Raw genomic sequence first — 16,546 nt, 5'->3', positions numbered from 1 at the left:
CGCCCGCGGCCGCCCGGCCGGTCATCGTAGGACATGGGCATGATGCGAGCGGCCGATCCGCCGACGTGCATGCTGCTCCGGGCACCCGCCTAGGATCGGAGGCACACCGAGCGCACGCCACCGGCGTCGGCGCACTCCGAGCGGGGACCCTTTGGATCGCATGAAGCGCGAGCGCGAGCGCCTGCTGCAGCGTACGGCCCGCGTCTACGGGCTGAGCTTCACGGCGGTGGCCGCCGCGTGCATCGTGCTGCCGGGCGAGATCCCGCTCCCCGTCGCCGCCGCGAGCGTCGCCCTGCTCGCCGTGCTCGCCGTCGTCCAGTGGCGCCTCGGCACCGACCCGCGCGTGCCGTGGATGGTCGTCGCCGTCGCCCTCGGGCTCGCCGCCATGGTCGTCGCGCAGCTCGGCGGGCGGAGCGCGTCCTCGCTCACGGCGCTGACGCACATCTCCGCGGGAGCTGTCGGCTCGCTCGCGCTGCTGGAGTCCATCCGGCCGGGACGCCTCCGGGTCGTCGTGGCCGCCTTCGTGCTCACGAGCGTCGTGGCGGTCGGCGCGTCCTGGGCGACGCCGGCCTTCCCCTACGTCATCCTCATCCACGTGTTCGGCTGGCTGCTGGCCGCGATCCTCGGCTACTGGCTGAGCGTGGCCGTGCGCCGCGTCGGCCGCCGCATCACCGACATCGGCCGCGCCCACCGCGCCGAGCGCATGGCGAGCGAGCTCGAGGCGCAGCGCCGCCAGGGCGCCCGGCTCCTCCACGACACCGTCCTCGCGACGCTCACCCTCCTCGCCCACTCCGGCGTCGGCGTCACGCCGCAGGCCATGCGCCAGCAGGCGGCCGACGACGCGCGCCTCCTCCGCCAGCTGCGCCTCGGCGCGAACCCCACGCCGCAGGCGTCGGGCGGCTACACGCTGGAGCCGGTCGAGCAGTCGGTGCTCGGCAACACGCTGGAGTCGGTCAAGCAGCGCTTCGGGCGGATGGGGCTCGAGGTGAGCTGGCACGGCACCGGGCAGGTGCTCCTGCCGAGCGACATCCTCGACGCGTTCCTCCTGTCCCTCGCGGAGTGCCTGGAGAACGTCCGGCGGCACGCGGGCGTGACGGAGGCGCACGTCACGATCACGGACGACGACACGACCGTGCGGGCGATGGTCACCGACGCCGGCGTCGGCTTCGACCTCGCGCACGTCGACCAGGCCAAGCTCGGGTTCAAGGAGTCGGTCGTCGCCCGCCTGGCCGACGTGGGCGGCAACGCGCGCCTGTTCTCCTCCCCCGGCTCCGGCACCACGGTCGTCCTCGAGGTGCCCAAGTGAGCCGCCCCGCGGAGGAGGCGCGCCCGCGGACGAGCCGGCGCATCCGCCTGCCCGCCGGCACTCCGGCGCAGCCCACCTCCATCGGCCTCGGCTACCTCGGCGCGGGATCCGCCGTCGTCTGCGCCATCGCGATGGGGTACGGCCTCGTCCGCTTCGCGGTCGACTACCGGACCATGCCCGCGCCGGGGCTCACGACCACGGCGTGGATCCTGCTCGTCGCCCTCCTGGTCGTCGCGGTGGTGGCGGTGCGCGCCCTCCGCGACCGCATGCCCGGTGCGCTGATGGCGGTCTTCGTGGCGGGCCTCGGCGTCGTCGTCGCCCTCGACCTCGTCGCCGTGTGGCCCCTCGGCGACGTGATGCAGCACGCGACCGCCGGCGTCGCGGCGGGCGCCGCCCTCCTCACCACCGTCACCTACCGCCCCGCGCGGGAGGTGCTCGTCGTGGACGCGGTCCTCGGCGTCGTCCTGCTCCTCGTGTTCCTGTTCGCGGATCCCGTGCGCCCCGCCGACCTCGCGCCCGAGATCTCGGCCATCGCCCGCGCGGTCGTGCCCGCGGCCTTCGGCGTCGCGGTCGTCCGCGGCTTCCGGCGCGTGACGGAGATGGAGCTCGACCGCGTGCTCGTGCAGAGCACCGTGTCCGCCCCGCGCTACGCCGTCGGCATGCTCGCCTCCGAGGAGCTCGCCCGCCTCGACCTCGCAGCGGAGCAGCTGCTCGACGACGTCGCCAACGGGCGGGAGCCGCTCCCCCTGTCGCCGCTGGCCGCCTCCCGCGCGGCGTCGCTGGCGACCGAGCTGCGGCTGCACCTCATCGAGGGCCGGCGCGAGACCTGGCTGCACCACGCCATCACCGAGTCGGAGTTCCTCGGCCCGGACGTGACGCTCAGCGACCCCAGCGCCCTGGCCGGCCTCCTCGACCGCCGCCAGCGCGACGGCCTGCTCTCGGCGGTCTGGCTCCTGCTCACGTCGACGGAGCGGCGCACCGGCGTGCCCGGGGTCGCGGTGCAGCTCGCGCTCGGGCCCCTGCGCGGGCGCCCGCCCGGCGCGCAGCCCGTGCCCCTGCGCCGCGCCGTCGTGCCCATCGCCATCACGACGACGGGCCTGCCGCGGACGCGACTGGACCCCTCGACGTGGGATGCTGTCGACAAGGTCGGCACGCACACGGAGAGCACCCGGGGCGCCAGCCTCCTCATCACCATCGACTGCGTCGTGGACAACCCCGCCGACCGGTGAGGGCCCGCACTAGGACCGGAGAGCACGTGTCAGCTGAAGACCGACCGATCACCCTCGCCATCGTGGACGACCACCGGATGCTGCTCGGGGCCCTCACCGAGTGGATCCGCAACGCCGCGTCCGACATCGAGATGGTCGCCGCCGTGTCCACCTGGCCGGAGCTCCTGACCCACCCGAACTTCCCGGTCGACGTCGTGCTCCTCGACCTCGACCTCAAGGACAACCTGCCGATCTCGCTCAAGCTCTCGACGCTGAAGACCACGGGCGTCAAGACCGTGCTCATGAGCACCTACTCGGAGCCCAACGTGGTGCGCGAGGCCCTCGCCTCCGGCGCCCTCGGCTACCTCGTGAAGAGCGAGGACGCCAGCATGATCGTCGACGCCATCCGCCTCGCGGCCGACGGCCAGTCGTACATCTCCTCGGAGCTCGACCTCGCGATCAACAGCACGGACGTCGGCGGCGTGCCCAAGCTCAGCGCGCAGGAGCGCCGGGTCATGGCGCTCTACGGCGGCGGCGAGCCCGTGAAGTCGGTGGCGTACAGCCTCGGCATCTCGGAGGAGACGGCGAAGTCGTACCTCAAGCGGATCCGCGAGAAGTACCGCGTGGCGGGCTTCGACGTGGGCACGAAGGTGGCGCTGCGGAAGCGCGCCATCCAGGACGGGATCCTGCTCCAGGGCGAGTAGGCGCAGGACGGCCCGCCCGCCCGCCGGTCTCAGCCGCCGATGCCGATGGGCTGCGTGGTGGGTCGCGGCCCGTCGACCGGTCGACGCGCCCCGCGGCGGCGCCGGTCGAGCCCGAAGCTGGCCAGCGCGATGAGGAGCCCGGCGATGCTGAGCCCCACGCCCACGAGCGCGGGCGACGTGTAGCCGAGCCCCGCCGCCACGGTCACGCCGCCGAGCGCGGCGCCCACCGCGTTCCCGGTGTTGAGCGCGGAGTGGTTGAGCGCGGCGGCGATCGACTGCGAGTCGTGGGCGACGTCCATCAGCCGGATCTGGATCCCGGGCGACAGCGCCGCCGCCGACCCGCCGATGAGGAACAGGAAGGCGAAGAGGCCGACGGGGCTCGACGCCGTGAGGACCAGGCCGACCAGCGACGCGATGAGCAGGCCGAAGAGCGACAGCAGCGCGAGCTTCACGTCGCGGTCCGCCCACCAGCCGCCCGCGAGGTTGCCGACGGTCATGCCGAGGCCCACCACCACGAGCGCGAGCGGCACCGACCACTCGGGGAGGCCCGTCACCTCCGTGACCATGGGGGCGACGAACGTGTAGACGGCGAAGAAGCCGCCGAAGCCGATGGCGCCGATGAGCAGCGCGAGCCACACGTGGAGCCGGGTGAACGCCCGGAGCTCGCGCCGGAGCGTGGCCTCCGGGTTCCCCGCCTGCGCGGGAACGGCGAGGAAGACGGCGACGAAGGTGGCCGCGAAGATCGCGGCGACCACGAGGTAGGCGATGCGCCAGCCCGCGTTCTGGCCGATCCACGTGACGATGGGAACGCCGATCACGTTGGCGATCGTCAGCCCGGCGAGGACGAAGGCGACGCCGCGGGCGCGCTTGCCCTCCCCCATCAGCTGCGCGGCGACGAGCGAGGCGATGCCGAAGTACGCGCCGTGCGGCAGGCCCGCGACGAAGCGCGCGAGGACGACGAGGCCGAAGCTCGGCAGCACCGCGCTCAGCACCGTGCCGAGCGTGAACGCGAGCAGCAGCCAGAGCAGCAGCTTCCGGCGCGGCGCCCGGGCGGACGCGGCCGCGATGGTCGGGGCGCCCACGACGACGCCGAGGGCGTACGCGCTGATCAGCGTGCCCGCCTGGGCGTTGGCGGCCTCCGTCGAGCGCGCCGCCACCTCGGGGAGCAGGTCCGCGGCGAGCTGCGGCAGCAGCCCCATCGCCACGAACTCGGTCGTGCCGATGGCGAACCCGCCCATCGCGAGGGCGAGCAGGGCGACGCGGACGCGGGCCGGCGACAGGGTCGCCCGCCCGGAGGAGGGGGGATTCACCCGACGAGCCTACCGGCGGCGCGCGAACGCCCCGGCGGGCGCCCCGGCGTCAGGCGTCGCTGCCGCGGGCCTCGAGCGCCTGCTCCAGGCGGTCGAGCTTGCCGGTCAGCTCGCCCTCGTAGCCCGGGCGGATGTCCGCCTTCAGCACGAGCGACACGCGGGTGCCGAAGGGCGCGACGGCCTCGGTCGCGCGGCGGACGACGTCGAAGCACTCGTCCCAGGTGCCCTCGATCGTGGTGAACATGGCGTCGGTGCGGTTCGGCAGGCCGGACGCGCGCACGACGGCGACCGCGGCGGCCACGGCGTCGTGCACGGAGGCGTCGGGCGCGCCGCCCCCGCTGGGGGCGACGGAGAAGGCGACGAGCATGGGGACCCCCGGAGGATCGACGGCGGCGGGGATCCGGGCGGCGCCCGGCCGTCGGCCGGCTGTGCGACCAGGGTACCGACGGCGGCGCCCCTGTGGACGGTCGCCCGCGCGGGGCCGGCATCCCCGCGAGACTCCCCGGGTACTTGAACGTTCAAAATACGGGTCGGCCGCCGCGCGGAGGCCCGCATCGCACCGGAGGAGCACGGCCATGGAGAAGAAGACCAAGATCATCATCGGGGTGGCGGGCGGCGTCGTCGTGCTCGCCGGCGCCTTCGCGGCGTTCGGCGGACCCCTCTACAAGCAGCTCGCCGGCACGCCCGACGCGGCCCCGTCGCTCGCGGCCACGGCCGGCACGGGCGCGGCGCTCGGCGACCTGTCGGGCGACTGGACGGTCGGCGGATCCTCCTACGCGGGCTACCGCGTGGACGAGGTGCTCAATGGCACGCCCGTCACCGTGAACGGCCGCACGAGCGACGTCACGGGCACCGTGACCGTCGCGGGATCCCAGGTGACGGCGGGCAGCATCGACGTCGACGTCACCACCATCGCCACGGACCAGCCGCCCCGCGACGCGTACTTCCAGGGCGAGGCGATGGACACGAAGTCCTTCCCGCGGGCCACGTTCACGCTCACGCAGCCGATCGCCGCGAACGGCGTCGAGGCGGGCGTGCCGCAGACCTACGAGGTCACGGGCGACCTGGCCCTGCACGGCGTGACCAAGCCGGTGACGGCGGAGGTCCAGGCGTCCTTCACCCAGGACGCGGGGCAGATCGTCGGATCCATCCCCATCACGTTCCAGGACTTCGGCGTCGAGGCCCCGAGCCTCGGCTTCGTCACGGTCGAGGACCACGGGTCGGTCGAGTTCTCGCTCGACGTCACCCCGCAGGGCTAGTCCTCCCGCACCCCGGCGAGCACGTCCCGCACGGCCCTCGGCATCGCCTCGGCGACGTCGAGGGCCGTGATCGGTCCGCCGTCGGACGCGCGCTCCCCCGCCCGTCCGTGCAGCCACGCCGCCGCGGCGGCGACGCCCGCGACCTCGACGAGCGGATCCCGGGCGCCCGCCACCCGCTCCGACGCCCCCGCGAGCAGCGCGCCGAGGACGCCGCCCAGCACGTCCCCCGACCCGGCCGTCGCGAGCCACGGCGTCCCCGCGCGGACCGCGATGCGCGCGGATCCCCCGACCACGAGCGTCGTCGCGCCCTTGAGCAGCACGCACACCCCGAGCTCGCGCGCCGCCCGCTCCGCCCAGCCCGGCGCGTCGGCGGCGATCTCCTCGGGCGACGCCTGCAGCCCCGCGCCCTCCAGGAGCCGCGACAGCTCGCGGAAGTGCGGCGTGACGACCACCGGGCCGGTCGCGCGGCCGACGAGGTCGAGCGCGCCCGCGTCGACGACGGACGGCAGGCCCTGCGCGAGGGCGGCGACGATCGCGTCGGTCGCCGCCTCGTCGCGGTGCGCGGCGTCCATGCCGGAGCCGACGAGCCACGCCTGCACGCGCCCGTCGGCCGTCACGACCTCGGGCCGGCGGGCGAGGACCGACGCGGAGGCCCCCGCGGGCCCGAGGTAGCGGATCATGCCGACGCCCGTGCGCGCCGCGGCCTCGACGCCGAGCACCGCGGCGCCCGGGTAGCGGTCGGAGCCGGTGCGCACCCCGAGCACGCCGCGCGTGTACTTGTCGTCGTCGTCCCGCGGGAGGCGGACGGCCCGCCGGGTCAGCTCCCCGTCCTGCCGGATCCAGCCGTCGGGGACATAGTCGTCGTGCGCGTCGCTCATCCCCTCACGATAGGCGCGCGGGAATACCGCGTCCCCGCGCGGCCTTCACGTCACGAGGCCGACGTCGCCCTCCGCCCGACCCCGCGCGCCGCGCCCCCGTCCCGACCGGGAGGTGCGCGGCCGCCCGCCTGGAAGGATCCCCATGACCACGTCCCCGCTCTTCGAGCCGATCACCGTCCGCGGCGTCACCGCGCGCAACCGCATCTGGGTCGCGCCGATGTGCCAGTACAGCATCGACGCGCGGGACGGCGTGCCGGGCGCCTGGCACCTCGCGCACCTCGGCTCCTTCGCCCGGGGCGGCGCGGGCCTCGTGATGGCCGAGGCCACGGGCGTGAGCCCCGAGGCGCGCATCACCCCCGAGGACACGGGCATCTGGGACGACGCGCAGCGCGACGCGTGGAAGCCCATCGTCGACTTCATCCACGAGATGGGCGCGGTCGCCGCGATCCAGCTCGCGCACGCCGGCCGGAAGGCCTCCACCTACTCGTTCTCGGGTCGCGGCACCATGCCCGCCGAGGAGGGCGGCTGGGAGACCGTCGCCCCGTCCGCCGACCCGTTCCCCGGGTACGGCACGCCCCTCGCGCTCGACGCCGACGGGATCCGGAAGGTCGTCGACGACTTCGCCGCGGCCGCCCGCCGCTCGGTCGACGCCGGCTTCGACGTGCTGGAGATCCACGCGGCGCACGGGTACCTCATGCACCAGTTCCTCTCCCCGCTCAGCAACCACCGCGACGACGAGTTCGGCGGCAGCCTCGAGAACCGGGCGCGCCTGCTACTCCGCGTGATCGACGCCGTGCGCGCCGAGGTCCCCGACGTCCCGCTCCTGGTGCGCTTCTCCGCCACCGACTGGGCCGGCGACGCGGGCTGGGACGAGGCGCAGACCGCCACCGTCGCCGGCTGGGCCGCCGAGCACGGCGCCGACTTCTTCGACATCTCCACGGGCGGCAACACGACGGGCGTCACGATCCCCGTCGGCCCCGGCTACCAGGTGCCCTTCGCCGAGTACGTGAAGGACCACGCGAAGGTCGCGCTCAACGCCGTCGGGCTCATCACCGAGCCCGCGCAGGCCGAGGTGGTCGTCGCCGAGGGACGCGCGGACGCCGTGATGCTCGGCCGCGAGATGCTCCGCGACCCGCACTTCGCGCTCCGCGCCGCGCACGAGCTGGGCGTCGAGATCGACTACTGGCCCAAGCAGTACGACCGCGCGCGCTGGGCCGCCTGACCGGGCGTCCCCTCCCGCACGCACGACGGCGCGGCACCCTCCCGGGTGCCGCGCCGTCGTCGTCTCCGCGGGTCAGGCGCGCCGGGTGGCGTCCTGCACCTCGCCGACGAGCTCCTCGATGATGTCCTCGAGGAACAGGACGCCCGTGGTCTCGCCCGCCTCGGTGAAGGCGCGCGCGAGGTGCGCGCCGGAGCGGCGCATCATCGCGAGGGCGTCCTCGAGCTCGGTGCCCTCGAACACCGAGACGAGCTGGCGGACCCGCTTGGCCGGGACGGGCCGCACGAACTCGTCAGCCTCGTCGAGGTCGATGACGTCCTTGAGGTGCAGGTAGCCGGACGGCTCGCCCGCCTCGTCCACGAGCACGTAGCGCGAGAAGCCGTGGCGGGCGACGGCCCGCTCGACGTCCGACGGGGACGCGGTCTCGGGCAGGCTCACGAGCGCGCCGAGCGGGATGGCGATGTCCTGCACCTTCTTGCCCGTGAACTCGAAGGCCGCGGTGAGCGCGCCCGCCCGGTCCTCCAGGAGCCCCTCGCGCGTCGACTGGTCGACGATGCCCTGCACCTCGTCCAGCGTGAACGCGCTCGCGGCCTCGTCCTTCGGCTCCACCTTGAACAGCCGGAGCACGGCGTTGGAGATCGCGTTGAGCGCCACGATGAGCGGCTTCACCACGCGCGCGATCCCGACGAGCGGCGGCGCGAGCAGCAGGGCCGCCCGGTCCGGCACCGAGAACGAGATGTTCTTCGGGACCATCTCGCCGAGCACGACGTGCAGGAACGAGACGATCAGGAGCGCGATGACGAAGGCGATCGTGGAGATCGCCTCCTCGGGCAGCCCGGTCGCGCCGAGCGGGATCTCCAGCAGGTGGTGGATCGCCGGCTCGGAGACGTTGAGGATCAGCAGCGAGCAGACGGTGATCCCGAGCTGCGTGGTCGCGAGCATGAGCGTCGCGTGCTCCATGGCGTAGAGCGTGACGCGGGCGGCGCGGCTGCCCTCCTCCGCGCGCGGCTCGATCTGCGACCGCTTCGCGGAGATGACCGCGAACTCGGCGCCGACGAAGAAGGCGTTGACGGCGAGCAGCACGACGAGCGCGATGATCCCCCCGGCGTACTCACCCACGGGACGGCTCCTTCCTGCTGGCGGCGCGTTCCGCGTCCGCCTGGCGGCCCGCCTCCCGATCGGCCTGACGCGCCTCCTGGCGGTCGGCCTGGCGCTCGGCGCGCGTGGTGCCCACCGCGGTGGCGACGGGCTCGGGGAACGGCGTGAAGCGGATCCGGTCGATCCGGCGGCCGTCGAGGCGCTCGACCCGCAGCGTCCCCGTCTCGAGGCCCAGCTCGTCGCCCACGACGGGCAGGCGGCCGAGCTCGCTCATGACGAAGCCGGCGGCGGTCTCGTACGGGCCCTCGTCGGGGATGCGGAGGCCGGTGCGCTCGACGAGCTCGTCCGGCCGGAGCATGCCCGGGAAGGTGAGCGAGTCGCGGGAGCGGACCACGCCCGCCCTCGTGCGGTCGTGCTCGTCGGCGAGCTCGCCGACCAGCTCCTCGACCAGGTCCTCGAGGGTCGCGACGCCCGCGGTGCCGCCGTACTCGTCGACCACGACCGCCATCTGGAAGCCGCGGCCGCGGAGCTCGCCGAGCAGGTCGTCGAGCTTCATGGTCTCGGGGACGCGGATCGCCTCGGACTGCAGCGCCGTGACGGGCACGAGCGACCGCTTCTCCCGCGGCACGGCCACGGCCTGCTTCACGTGCACGAGCCCGATGACGTCGTCGACGCCGTCGTCCGTGACGGGGAAGCGCGAGTAGCCCGTGGTCATGGCCAGCTCGATCACCGTCTGCGCGCTGTCGGTGCGCTCGACCGACTTCACGCGGAGCCTCGGCGTCATGACGTCGGACGCGGTGAGGTCGGCGAAGCGCAGCGTGCGGCTGAGCAGCATCGCCGTGTCGTCCTCGAGGAGGCCGGCGAGCGCGGAGCGGCGGACGAGCGAGGAGAGCTCCTCGGCCGAGCGCGCGCCCGACAGCTCCTCCTTGGGCTCGATGCCGACGAGCCGCAGGATCCCGTTGGCGCTGTTGTTGAGCAGCAGCACCGCGGGCTTGAACACGGTCGTGAACAGCGCCTGGAACGGGATGACGAGCTTGGCCGTCTCCCGCGGCAGCGCCAGCGCGAAGTTCTTGGGGACGAGCTCGCCGATGATCATCGACAGGAGCGTCGCCACGACGAGCGCGACGACGGTCGAGACCGGCGAGACGAGCCCCTCGGCCAGGCCGGCGGCCGTCAGCGGCTCCGCGAGCAGGCGGCTGATCGCCGGCTCCATCGTGTAGCCGGTGAGCAGCGTCGTGAGGGTGATGCCGAGCTGGGCGCTCGAGAGGTGGGTCGAGGTGATGCGCAGCGCCCGGATGGGCGGGCCGAGGCGCTTCTCACCGCGCTCCTGCCGCTTCTCGAGGTCGGAGCGGTCGAGGTTGACGAGCGCGAACTCGCTGGCCACGAAGAGGCCGGTGCCGAGGGTCAGCAGGAGACCGACGGCGAGGAGGAGCCATTCATGCACGGGAGCGGCCCCCGGGCGCCGGGCGCGCGGCCGGCCTCAGGTGGTGGGTCGCGCGGGGACAGGGCGTATGAGCAGGAGGGGGGTCGTCCATCGTCCGTCGATCATATCGGGGCTCACCAGCCCACCGGCAGCGGCTTGCCCTCCTCGTAGCCCGCCGCGGACTGGATCCCGACGGCCGCCCGCTCCGCGAACTCGGCCCGCGTGCGCGCCCCGGCGTAGGCGAACGCGCTGCGGACGCCGGAGGTGATCGTGTCGAGCAGGTCCTCGAGGCCGGGGCGCAGCGGGTCGATCCGGATCCGGCTCGTGGAGATCCCCTCGGCGAAGAGCGTCCGCCGTGCGAGCTCGAACGCCTCGCGCCGGCCGAAGCGCTCCTGCACCGCGCGGGTGGACGCCATGCCCCAGCTCTCCTTGGCGAGGCCGCCGTCGTCGTCCACGAGGATGCGCCCGGGCGACTCGACCGTCCCGGCGAACCAGGACCCGATCATCACGCTCGCGGCGCCCGCGGCCAGGGCGAGCGCGACGTCCCGCGGGTACCGCACGCCCCCGTCGGCCCAGACCAGCGCACCGTCCGCGCGCGCCGCCTCCGCGGTGTCGAGCACGGCCGAGAACTGCGGGCGGCCGACGGCGGTCATCATGCGCGTGGTGCACATGGCGCCGGGTCCCACGCCGACCTTGACGATGTCCGCGCCCGCCCGCACGAGGTCGCGCGCGCCCTCGGCCGTCACGACGTTGCCGGCGACGAGCGGCACGTGCGGGTCGAGGGCGCGCACGTCGCGGACGGCGCGCAGCATCGCCTCCTGGTGGCCGTGTGCCGTGTCCAGCACGAGCACGTCGACGCCGGCCGCGAGCAGCGCGCGGGCCCGGCCGACCGGATCCCCGTTGACGCCGACCGCCGCGCCCACCGCCAGCCGGCCGTGCGCGTCGACGGCGGGCGCGTAGACGGTGGAGCGGAGGGCGCTGCGGCGGCTCAGCGTCCCGACCAGCCGGCCGTGCGCGAGCACGGGCGCGAAGTCGATGCCCGCGGCGTGCATGAGGTCGAAGGCCGCGCGGCCCGTGGGGACGTCGTCGGCGTCGAGGGAGGCCAGCGCGCCGTGCGGCAGGTCGCCGAGCCGCATCCCGTCGGGCACGCCGGCGAGCTGGGTCCCCTCGAGGCACCCGAGCATGCCGCCGTCGGCGTCGCGCAGGACGATCCCGTGGCCCGCGAGCGGCGGCAGGAGCTCGCGCGCCTGGCCGACGGTCGCGTCGGCCGGCAGCTCGAGCGGCGAGTCGTAGGCCACGGGCTGGTCCTTGACCCGGTGGATCGCGGCGTCCAGCTCCTGCGGCCGGAGGTCCTGGGGCAGGATCCCGATGCCTCCGCGTCGCGCGAGCACGGCCGCGAGCCGGGGCCCGGTGACGGAGCCCATGTTGCTCGCGACGACCGGGATGGTGCACGGCGTCCCGTCCCCCGGGGCGAGGTCGACGTCCATCCGGCTGCCGACGTCGGACCGGCCCGGGCTCAGGAACACGTCCGAGTACGTCAGGTCGTGCGCGGGAGCCTCTCCGGTGAACCTCATGCCCCGACGGTAGACCGCCGTCCGCGCGCGCACCAGGGCCGGGCGCGCCGGGCGGGAGCGTCCGCCCGACGCGCCGCTCCCCTCGGCCCGACCGGGGGAAGGTTTAGGCTGGGTCATCGTGGACGCGCGGACGCGAACGGGCCGCGCGAGGCAGACGACCAACAGCAAGAGAGCGGGCGATCAACTGTGTCGAGCCAGGTGACTGGTACGGGGACCGATGACGGTTCCACGGGCGACTTCGGAGCCAACGAGTGGCTCGTCGACGAGATGTACGAGAGGTTCGTGGTCGACAAGGACTCGGTCGACCGCAGCTGGTGGCCGATCCTCGAGAACTACCACAGCACCGTGATCGAGGGCCGCGAGGAGACGCCGGCCACCGGCGACGACACCGCGGAGCCGCAGATCCCGGAGTCGGACGAGACGACCGCTCCCGCCGCGACCAACACGGGGACCCCGGCGCCGACGCCCGCCCCCGCGTCGGCCGGCCAGCCCGACGCGGCGGCGCAGCAGCCCGCGGCCGGCGGCCAGCCCGCCGCGCGCACCACGAGCATCGCCCCGAAGCAGCAGCCCATCCCCGCCCAGGCCCCGGCGAAGGCGCCGGCCAAGAAGGGCGCCGAGCCCACCCCGCCCGGCGAGGACGAGGTCACGCCGCTCCGCGGCATGGCGAAGAGCCTGGCGACCAACATGGACGCGTCGCTCACCATCCCGACCGCGACGAGCGTCCGCACGATCCCGGCGAAGCTGATGATCGACAACCGCATCGTCATCAACAACCACCTCAAGCGGGCCCGCGGCGGCAAGGTCTCCTTCACGCACCTCATCGGCTGGGCGCTGATCCAGGCGCTCAAGGAGTTCCCGAGCCAGAACGTGCACTACGACGAGGTCGACGGCAAGCCGAGCGTCGTCTCCCCGGCGCACATCAACCTCGGCATCGCCATCGACATGCCGAAGCCGGACGGCACCCGCGCACTCCTCGTGCCGAGCATCAAGGGCGCCGAGGCGATGACCTTCGGCGAGTTCCTCGTCGCGTACGAGGAGCTGGTGAAGAAGGCGCGCGGCAACAAGCTCGCCGCGGGCGACTTCGCCGGCACCACCATCTCGCTCACGAACCCGGGCGGCATCGGCACGGTCCACTCCGTGCCGCGCCTCATGAAGGGCCAGGGCGCCATCATCGGCGCCGGCGCCCTCGAGTACCCGGCCGAGTTCCAGGGGTCCTCCCCCAAGACGCTCGTCGAGCTGGGCATCGGCAAGACGATCACGCTCACGAGCACGTACGACCACCGCGTGATCCAGGGTGCCGGCTCCGGCGAGTTCCTCAAGATCGTGCACGAGCGCCTCATCGGCCAGCACGGCTTCTACGAGGACATCTTCGCGGCGCTCCGCATCCCGTACGACCCCATCCAGTGGGCCACCGACATCAACGTCGACCTCTCCGAGCGCGTCTCCAAGACCAGCCGCGTGCAGGAGCTGATCAACTCCTACCGCGTGCGCGGCCACCTCATGGCCGACTGCGACCCGCTCGAGTACCAGCAGCGCACGCACCCCGACCTCGACATCACGAACCACGGGCTCACGTTCTGGGACCTCGACCGCGAGTTCGTCACGGACGGGTTCGGCGGCCGCCGCCAGGCGCTCCTGCGTGAGATCCTCGGCATCCTGCGCGACTCGTACTGCCGCACCATCGGCATCGAGTACATGCACATCCAGCAGCCCGACGAGCGCCGCTGGATCCAGGGCAAGGTCGAGCAGCCCTACGCGAAGCCGACGCACGACGAGCAGATGCGCATCCTCTCCAAGCTCAACGAGTCGGAGGCCTTCGAGACGTTCCTGCAGACGAAGTACGTCGGGCAGAAGCGCTTCAGCCTCGAGGGCGGCGAGTCCACCATCTCGCTCCTCGACACGCTGCTCCAGGGCGCGGCGGACCACGGCCTCGACGAGGTCGCGATCGGCATGGCCCACCGCGGCCGCCTCAACGTGCTCACCAACATCGCGGGCAAGAGCTACGGCCAGATCTTCCGCGAGTTCGAGGGCACGCAGGACCCGCGCACCGTGCAGGGATCCGGCGACGTCAAGTACCACCTCGGCACCGAGGGCACCTTCCGCGGCGTCCACGGCGAGGAGATGCCCGTGTACCTCGCGGCGAACCCGTCGCACCTCGAGGCCGTCAACGGCGTGCTCGAGGGCATCGTCCGCGCGAAGCAGGACCGGAAGCCCATCGGGACCTTCTCCGTCCTGCCGATCCTCGTGCACGGCGACGCGTCCATGGCCGGGCAGGGCGTCGTGTTCGAGACGCTCCAGCTCTCGCAGCTGCGCGCGTACCGCACGGGCGGCACGGTCCACATCGTGATCAACAACCAGGTCGGCTTCACGACCCCGCCGTCGGAGTCCCGCTCGTCGGTGTACTCCACCGACGTGGCGAAGAGCATCCAGGCGCCGATCTTCCACGTGAACGGCGACGACCCCGAGGCCGTCGCGCGCGTCGCGCACCTCGCCTTCGAGTTCCGCCAGGAGTTCAAGAAGGACGTCGTCATCGACCTCGTCTGCTACCGCCGTCGCGGCCACAACGAGGGCGACGACCCGTCGATGACGCAGCCCCTCATGTACAACCTGATCGAGGCGAAGCGCTCGGTGCGGAAGCTGTACACGGAGGCGCTCGTCGGCCGCGGGGACATCACGCAGGAGGAGTACGACGGGGCGCAGAAGGACTTCCAGGACCGCCTGGAGCGCGCCTTCGCCGAGACGCACGCGGCGCAGACCTCGTCCATCCCCATCCAGACGGACGACGCCGGCGCGGTCTCCGACCTCGAGCGACCCGACTCCCAGCAGGACGACGGCCACGGCGAGCCCGAGACGACCGGCGTGTCCGAGTCCGTCATCCAGGCGATCGGCGACGCGCACGACAACCCGCCGCAGGGCTTCTCCGTGCACCCGAAGCTGCAGGCGCTCATGCGCAAGCGGCTGGAGATGAGCCGGAGCGGATCCATCGACTGGGCCTTCGGCGAGCTCCTCGCCATCGGCTCGCTGCTGCTGGAGAACACCCCCGTCCGCCTCGCCGGGCAGGACTCGCGCCGCGGCACCTTCGTGCAGCGCCACGCGGTGCTGCACGACCGGGACAACGGCCAGGAGTGGCTGCCCCTCGCGAACCTCAGCGACCGCCAGGCGCGGTTCTGGATCTACGACACGCTGCTCAGCGAGTACGCGGCGATGGGCTTCGAGTACGGCTACTCCGTCGAGCGGCCCGACGCGCTCGTGCTCTGGGAGGCCCAGTTCGGCGACTTCGCCAACGGCGCCCAGATCGTCATCGACGAGTTCATCTCCTCGGCCGAGCAGAAGTGGGGCCAGCGCTCGAGCGTCGTGCTGCTGCTGCCACACGGCTACGAGGGCCAGGGACCGGACCACTCGTCGGCGCGCATCGAGCGCTTCCTGCAGCTGTGCGCGGAGCAGAACATGACCGTCGCCCGGCCGTCGACGCCCGCGTCGTACTTCCACCTGCTGCGTCGCCAGGCGTACTCGCGCCCCCGCCGCCCGCTCGTGGTCTTCACGCCGAAGGCCATGCTGCGGCTGCGCGGCGCGACGAGCGACGTCGAGGCCTTCACCTCGGGCCGCTTCGAGCCGGTCATCGACGACGTCCGCATCCAGGACCGCGGCGCCGTCCGCCGCGTGCTCCTGCACTCGGGCAAGGTGCACTACGACCTGCTCGGTGAGCTGGAGAAGCGCCAGGACGCGTCCGTCGCGCTCGTGCGGCTCGAGCAGTTCTACCCGTTCCCCGAGGAGCAGGTGCGCCGTGTCGTCGCGTCCTACCCGGACGCCGAGGTGGTCTGGGTCCAGGACGAGCCCGAGAACCAGGGCGCCTGGCCGTTCGTGCACGTGGAGCTCGGCCGGGTCCTGCCCGACCGCCCCGCGCGCGTCGTGTCACGCCCGGCCGCGGCCTCGCCCGCCGCGGGCTCGAGCAAGCGCCACGCGACCGAGCAGGCGGACCTGATCGCGCGCGCCACCGCCGAGTGACGCGCGCGGGCGCCGCCCCCGCATGACGAGAGGCCCGGTCCCCCAGGGGATCGGGCCTCTCGTCGTGCGGGGGCGGCGCGCCGCGGTCGGATCGCGCGTCAGCCGAGCTTCGAGTACCGGATGCCGGACGCGTGGTACCCGCGGCGGGCGTAGAAGCGCGTGACGTTGTCGCGCGCGGCCGCCGAGGTGGCGAGGAAGCGCGTCGCGCCGTGCTCGCGCGCCCACGCCTCGTAGTGGCGGATGAGGTCGGAGCCGATGCCGCCGGCCTGCCGGCCCTCGCGGACCACGAGGATGATCAGCTGGGCGATCGGCTCGTCGTCGGCGAGCCCCCACATGAGGTGGCCGCCCGCGAGCCCGGCGATCTCGCCGGCGTCGTCGCGCACCACCCACGTCTCGTGGCCGGCGGCGGCGGTCATCCGCGACAGCCGCGCCGCGACGCGCTCCTCGTCGACCTCGTAGTCGAGCAGCCTCAGCAGCTCGACGATGACGGTCAGGTCGGACGGGGAGGGCGTCCCGAGGGACTGGATGGCGTTGGTCACATGCCGAGATTAGCGGCCGCGCC

13 protein-coding genes are annotated in these 16,546 nt (G+C 73.6%); 6 read left to right on the top strand and 7 right to left on the bottom strand.

From position 1 onward, the window contains the following. The first annotated feature begins 151 nt into the window (after positions 1-151). Genes ACT7CP_RS06585 through ACT7CP_RS06575 form a run of 3 tightly spaced genes read left to right on the top strand, consistent with a single transcriptional unit; the run spans position 152 to position 3,218 of the window. The gene (locus ACT7CP_RS06585; RefSeq protein ID WP_445443822.1) at positions 152-1,306 is read left to right on the top strand and encodes a sensor histidine kinase; all 1,155 of its coding nucleotides are present in this window, start codon (positions 152-154) and stop codon (positions 1,304-1,306) included. Continuing rightward, entirely contained in the window at positions 1,303-2,535 is a 1,233-nt protein-coding gene (locus tag ACT7CP_RS06580) for a hypothetical protein (protein WP_413963287.1), read from the top strand. The genes ACT7CP_RS06585 and ACT7CP_RS06580 overlap by 4 nt, the downstream gene beginning before the upstream one ends. Positions 2,536-2,561: 26 nt before the next feature. Continuing rightward, positions 2,562-3,218, top strand: coding sequence for a response regulator (locus ACT7CP_RS06575; protein ID WP_413963288.1), 657 nt, complete (start codon positions 2,562-2,564; stop codon positions 3,216-3,218). A 29-nt stretch (positions 3,219-3,247) separates the two neighbouring features. On the opposite strand, the gene ACT7CP_RS06570 is transcribed toward ACT7CP_RS06575, so the two are convergent. Together ACT7CP_RS06570 and ACT7CP_RS06565 are read right to left on the bottom strand one after the other, a co-directional pair. Continuing rightward, positions 3,248-4,528 carry an MFS transporter gene (locus tag ACT7CP_RS06570; protein ID WP_445443821.1) on the bottom strand — a complete coding sequence of 427 codons (1,281 nt, stop codon included), beginning with the start codon at positions 4,526-4,528 and terminating at the stop codon, positions 3,248-3,250. 49 nt (positions 4,529-4,577) lie between these two features. Beyond that, positions 4,578-4,895 carry a thiamine-binding protein gene (locus ACT7CP_RS06565; RefSeq protein WP_413963290.1) on the bottom strand — a complete coding sequence of 106 codons (318 nt, stop codon included), beginning with the start codon at positions 4,893-4,895 and terminating at the stop codon, positions 4,578-4,580. 208 nt (positions 4,896-5,103) lie between these two features. Between ACT7CP_RS06565 and ACT7CP_RS06560 the strand changes: the two genes are divergently transcribed. Continuing rightward, positions 5,104-5,787, top strand: coding sequence for a YceI family protein (locus ACT7CP_RS06560; protein WP_445443820.1), 684 nt, complete (start codon positions 5,104-5,106; stop codon positions 5,785-5,787). Here the strand turns inward: ACT7CP_RS06560 and ACT7CP_RS06555 are convergent. Beyond that, on the bottom strand, positions 5,784-6,665 hold the full coding sequence (locus tag ACT7CP_RS06555; protein WP_445443819.1) for an ADP-dependent NAD(P)H-hydrate dehydratase: 882 nt from the start codon (positions 6,663-6,665) through the stop codon (positions 5,784-5,786). The two genes, ACT7CP_RS06560 and ACT7CP_RS06555, sit on opposite strands and share 4 nt — an antisense overlap. 142 nt (positions 6,666-6,807) lie before the next feature. Between ACT7CP_RS06555 and ACT7CP_RS06550 the strand changes: the two genes are divergently transcribed. After that, complete coding sequence (locus tag ACT7CP_RS06550; protein ID WP_445443818.1) at positions 6,808-7,887, top strand: NADH:flavin oxidoreductase/NADH oxidase; 1,080 nt, start codon at positions 6,808-6,810, stop codon at positions 7,885-7,887. 72 nt (positions 7,888-7,959) lie between these two features. Here ACT7CP_RS06550 and ACT7CP_RS06545 read toward each other — a convergent pair whose 3' ends face one another. The 3 genes from ACT7CP_RS06545 to ACT7CP_RS06535 form a co-directional block, all read right to left on the bottom strand. Beyond that, positions 7,960-9,003 (bottom strand): hemolysin family protein, encoded by a 1,044-nt coding sequence (locus ACT7CP_RS06545; protein ID WP_445443817.1) that lies wholly within the window; start codon positions 9,001-9,003, stop codon positions 7,960-7,962. Then, positions 8,996-10,426, bottom strand: a complete 1,431-nt coding sequence (locus ACT7CP_RS06540) for a hemolysin family protein (RefSeq protein WP_445443816.1) — start codon at positions 10,424-10,426, stop codon at positions 8,996-8,998. Before ACT7CP_RS06540 ends, ACT7CP_RS06545 begins: the two co-directional genes overlap by 8 nt. A 113-nt stretch (positions 10,427-10,539) precedes the next feature. Next, positions 10,540-11,979 carry a GMP reductase gene (locus tag ACT7CP_RS06535; protein WP_445443815.1) on the bottom strand — a complete coding sequence of 480 codons (1,440 nt, stop codon included), beginning with the start codon at positions 11,977-11,979 and terminating at the stop codon, positions 10,540-10,542. 186 nt (positions 11,980-12,165) lie between these two features. Between ACT7CP_RS06535 and ACT7CP_RS06530 the strand changes: the two genes are divergently transcribed. Then, positions 12,166-15,984, top strand: a complete 3,819-nt coding sequence (locus ACT7CP_RS06530; RefSeq protein WP_445443814.1) for a multifunctional oxoglutarate decarboxylase/oxoglutarate dehydrogenase thiamine pyrophosphate-binding subunit/dihydrolipoyllysine-residue succinyltransferase subunit — start codon at positions 12,166-12,168, stop codon at positions 15,982-15,984. 98 nt (positions 15,985-16,082) lie between these two features. Here ACT7CP_RS06530 and ACT7CP_RS06525 read toward each other — a convergent pair whose 3' ends face one another. After that, entirely contained in the window at positions 16,083-16,523 is a 441-nt protein-coding gene (locus tag ACT7CP_RS06525) for a GNAT family N-acetyltransferase (protein WP_094115595.1), read from the bottom strand. Between the last annotated feature and the right edge of the window lie 23 nt (positions 16,524-16,546).

The sequence above is a fragment of the Clavibacter rahimiani genome, assembly GCF_052654495.1.
Note: the sequence above shows the minus strand (reverse complement) of the source record. Positions and strands in the feature narration are given on the sequence as shown.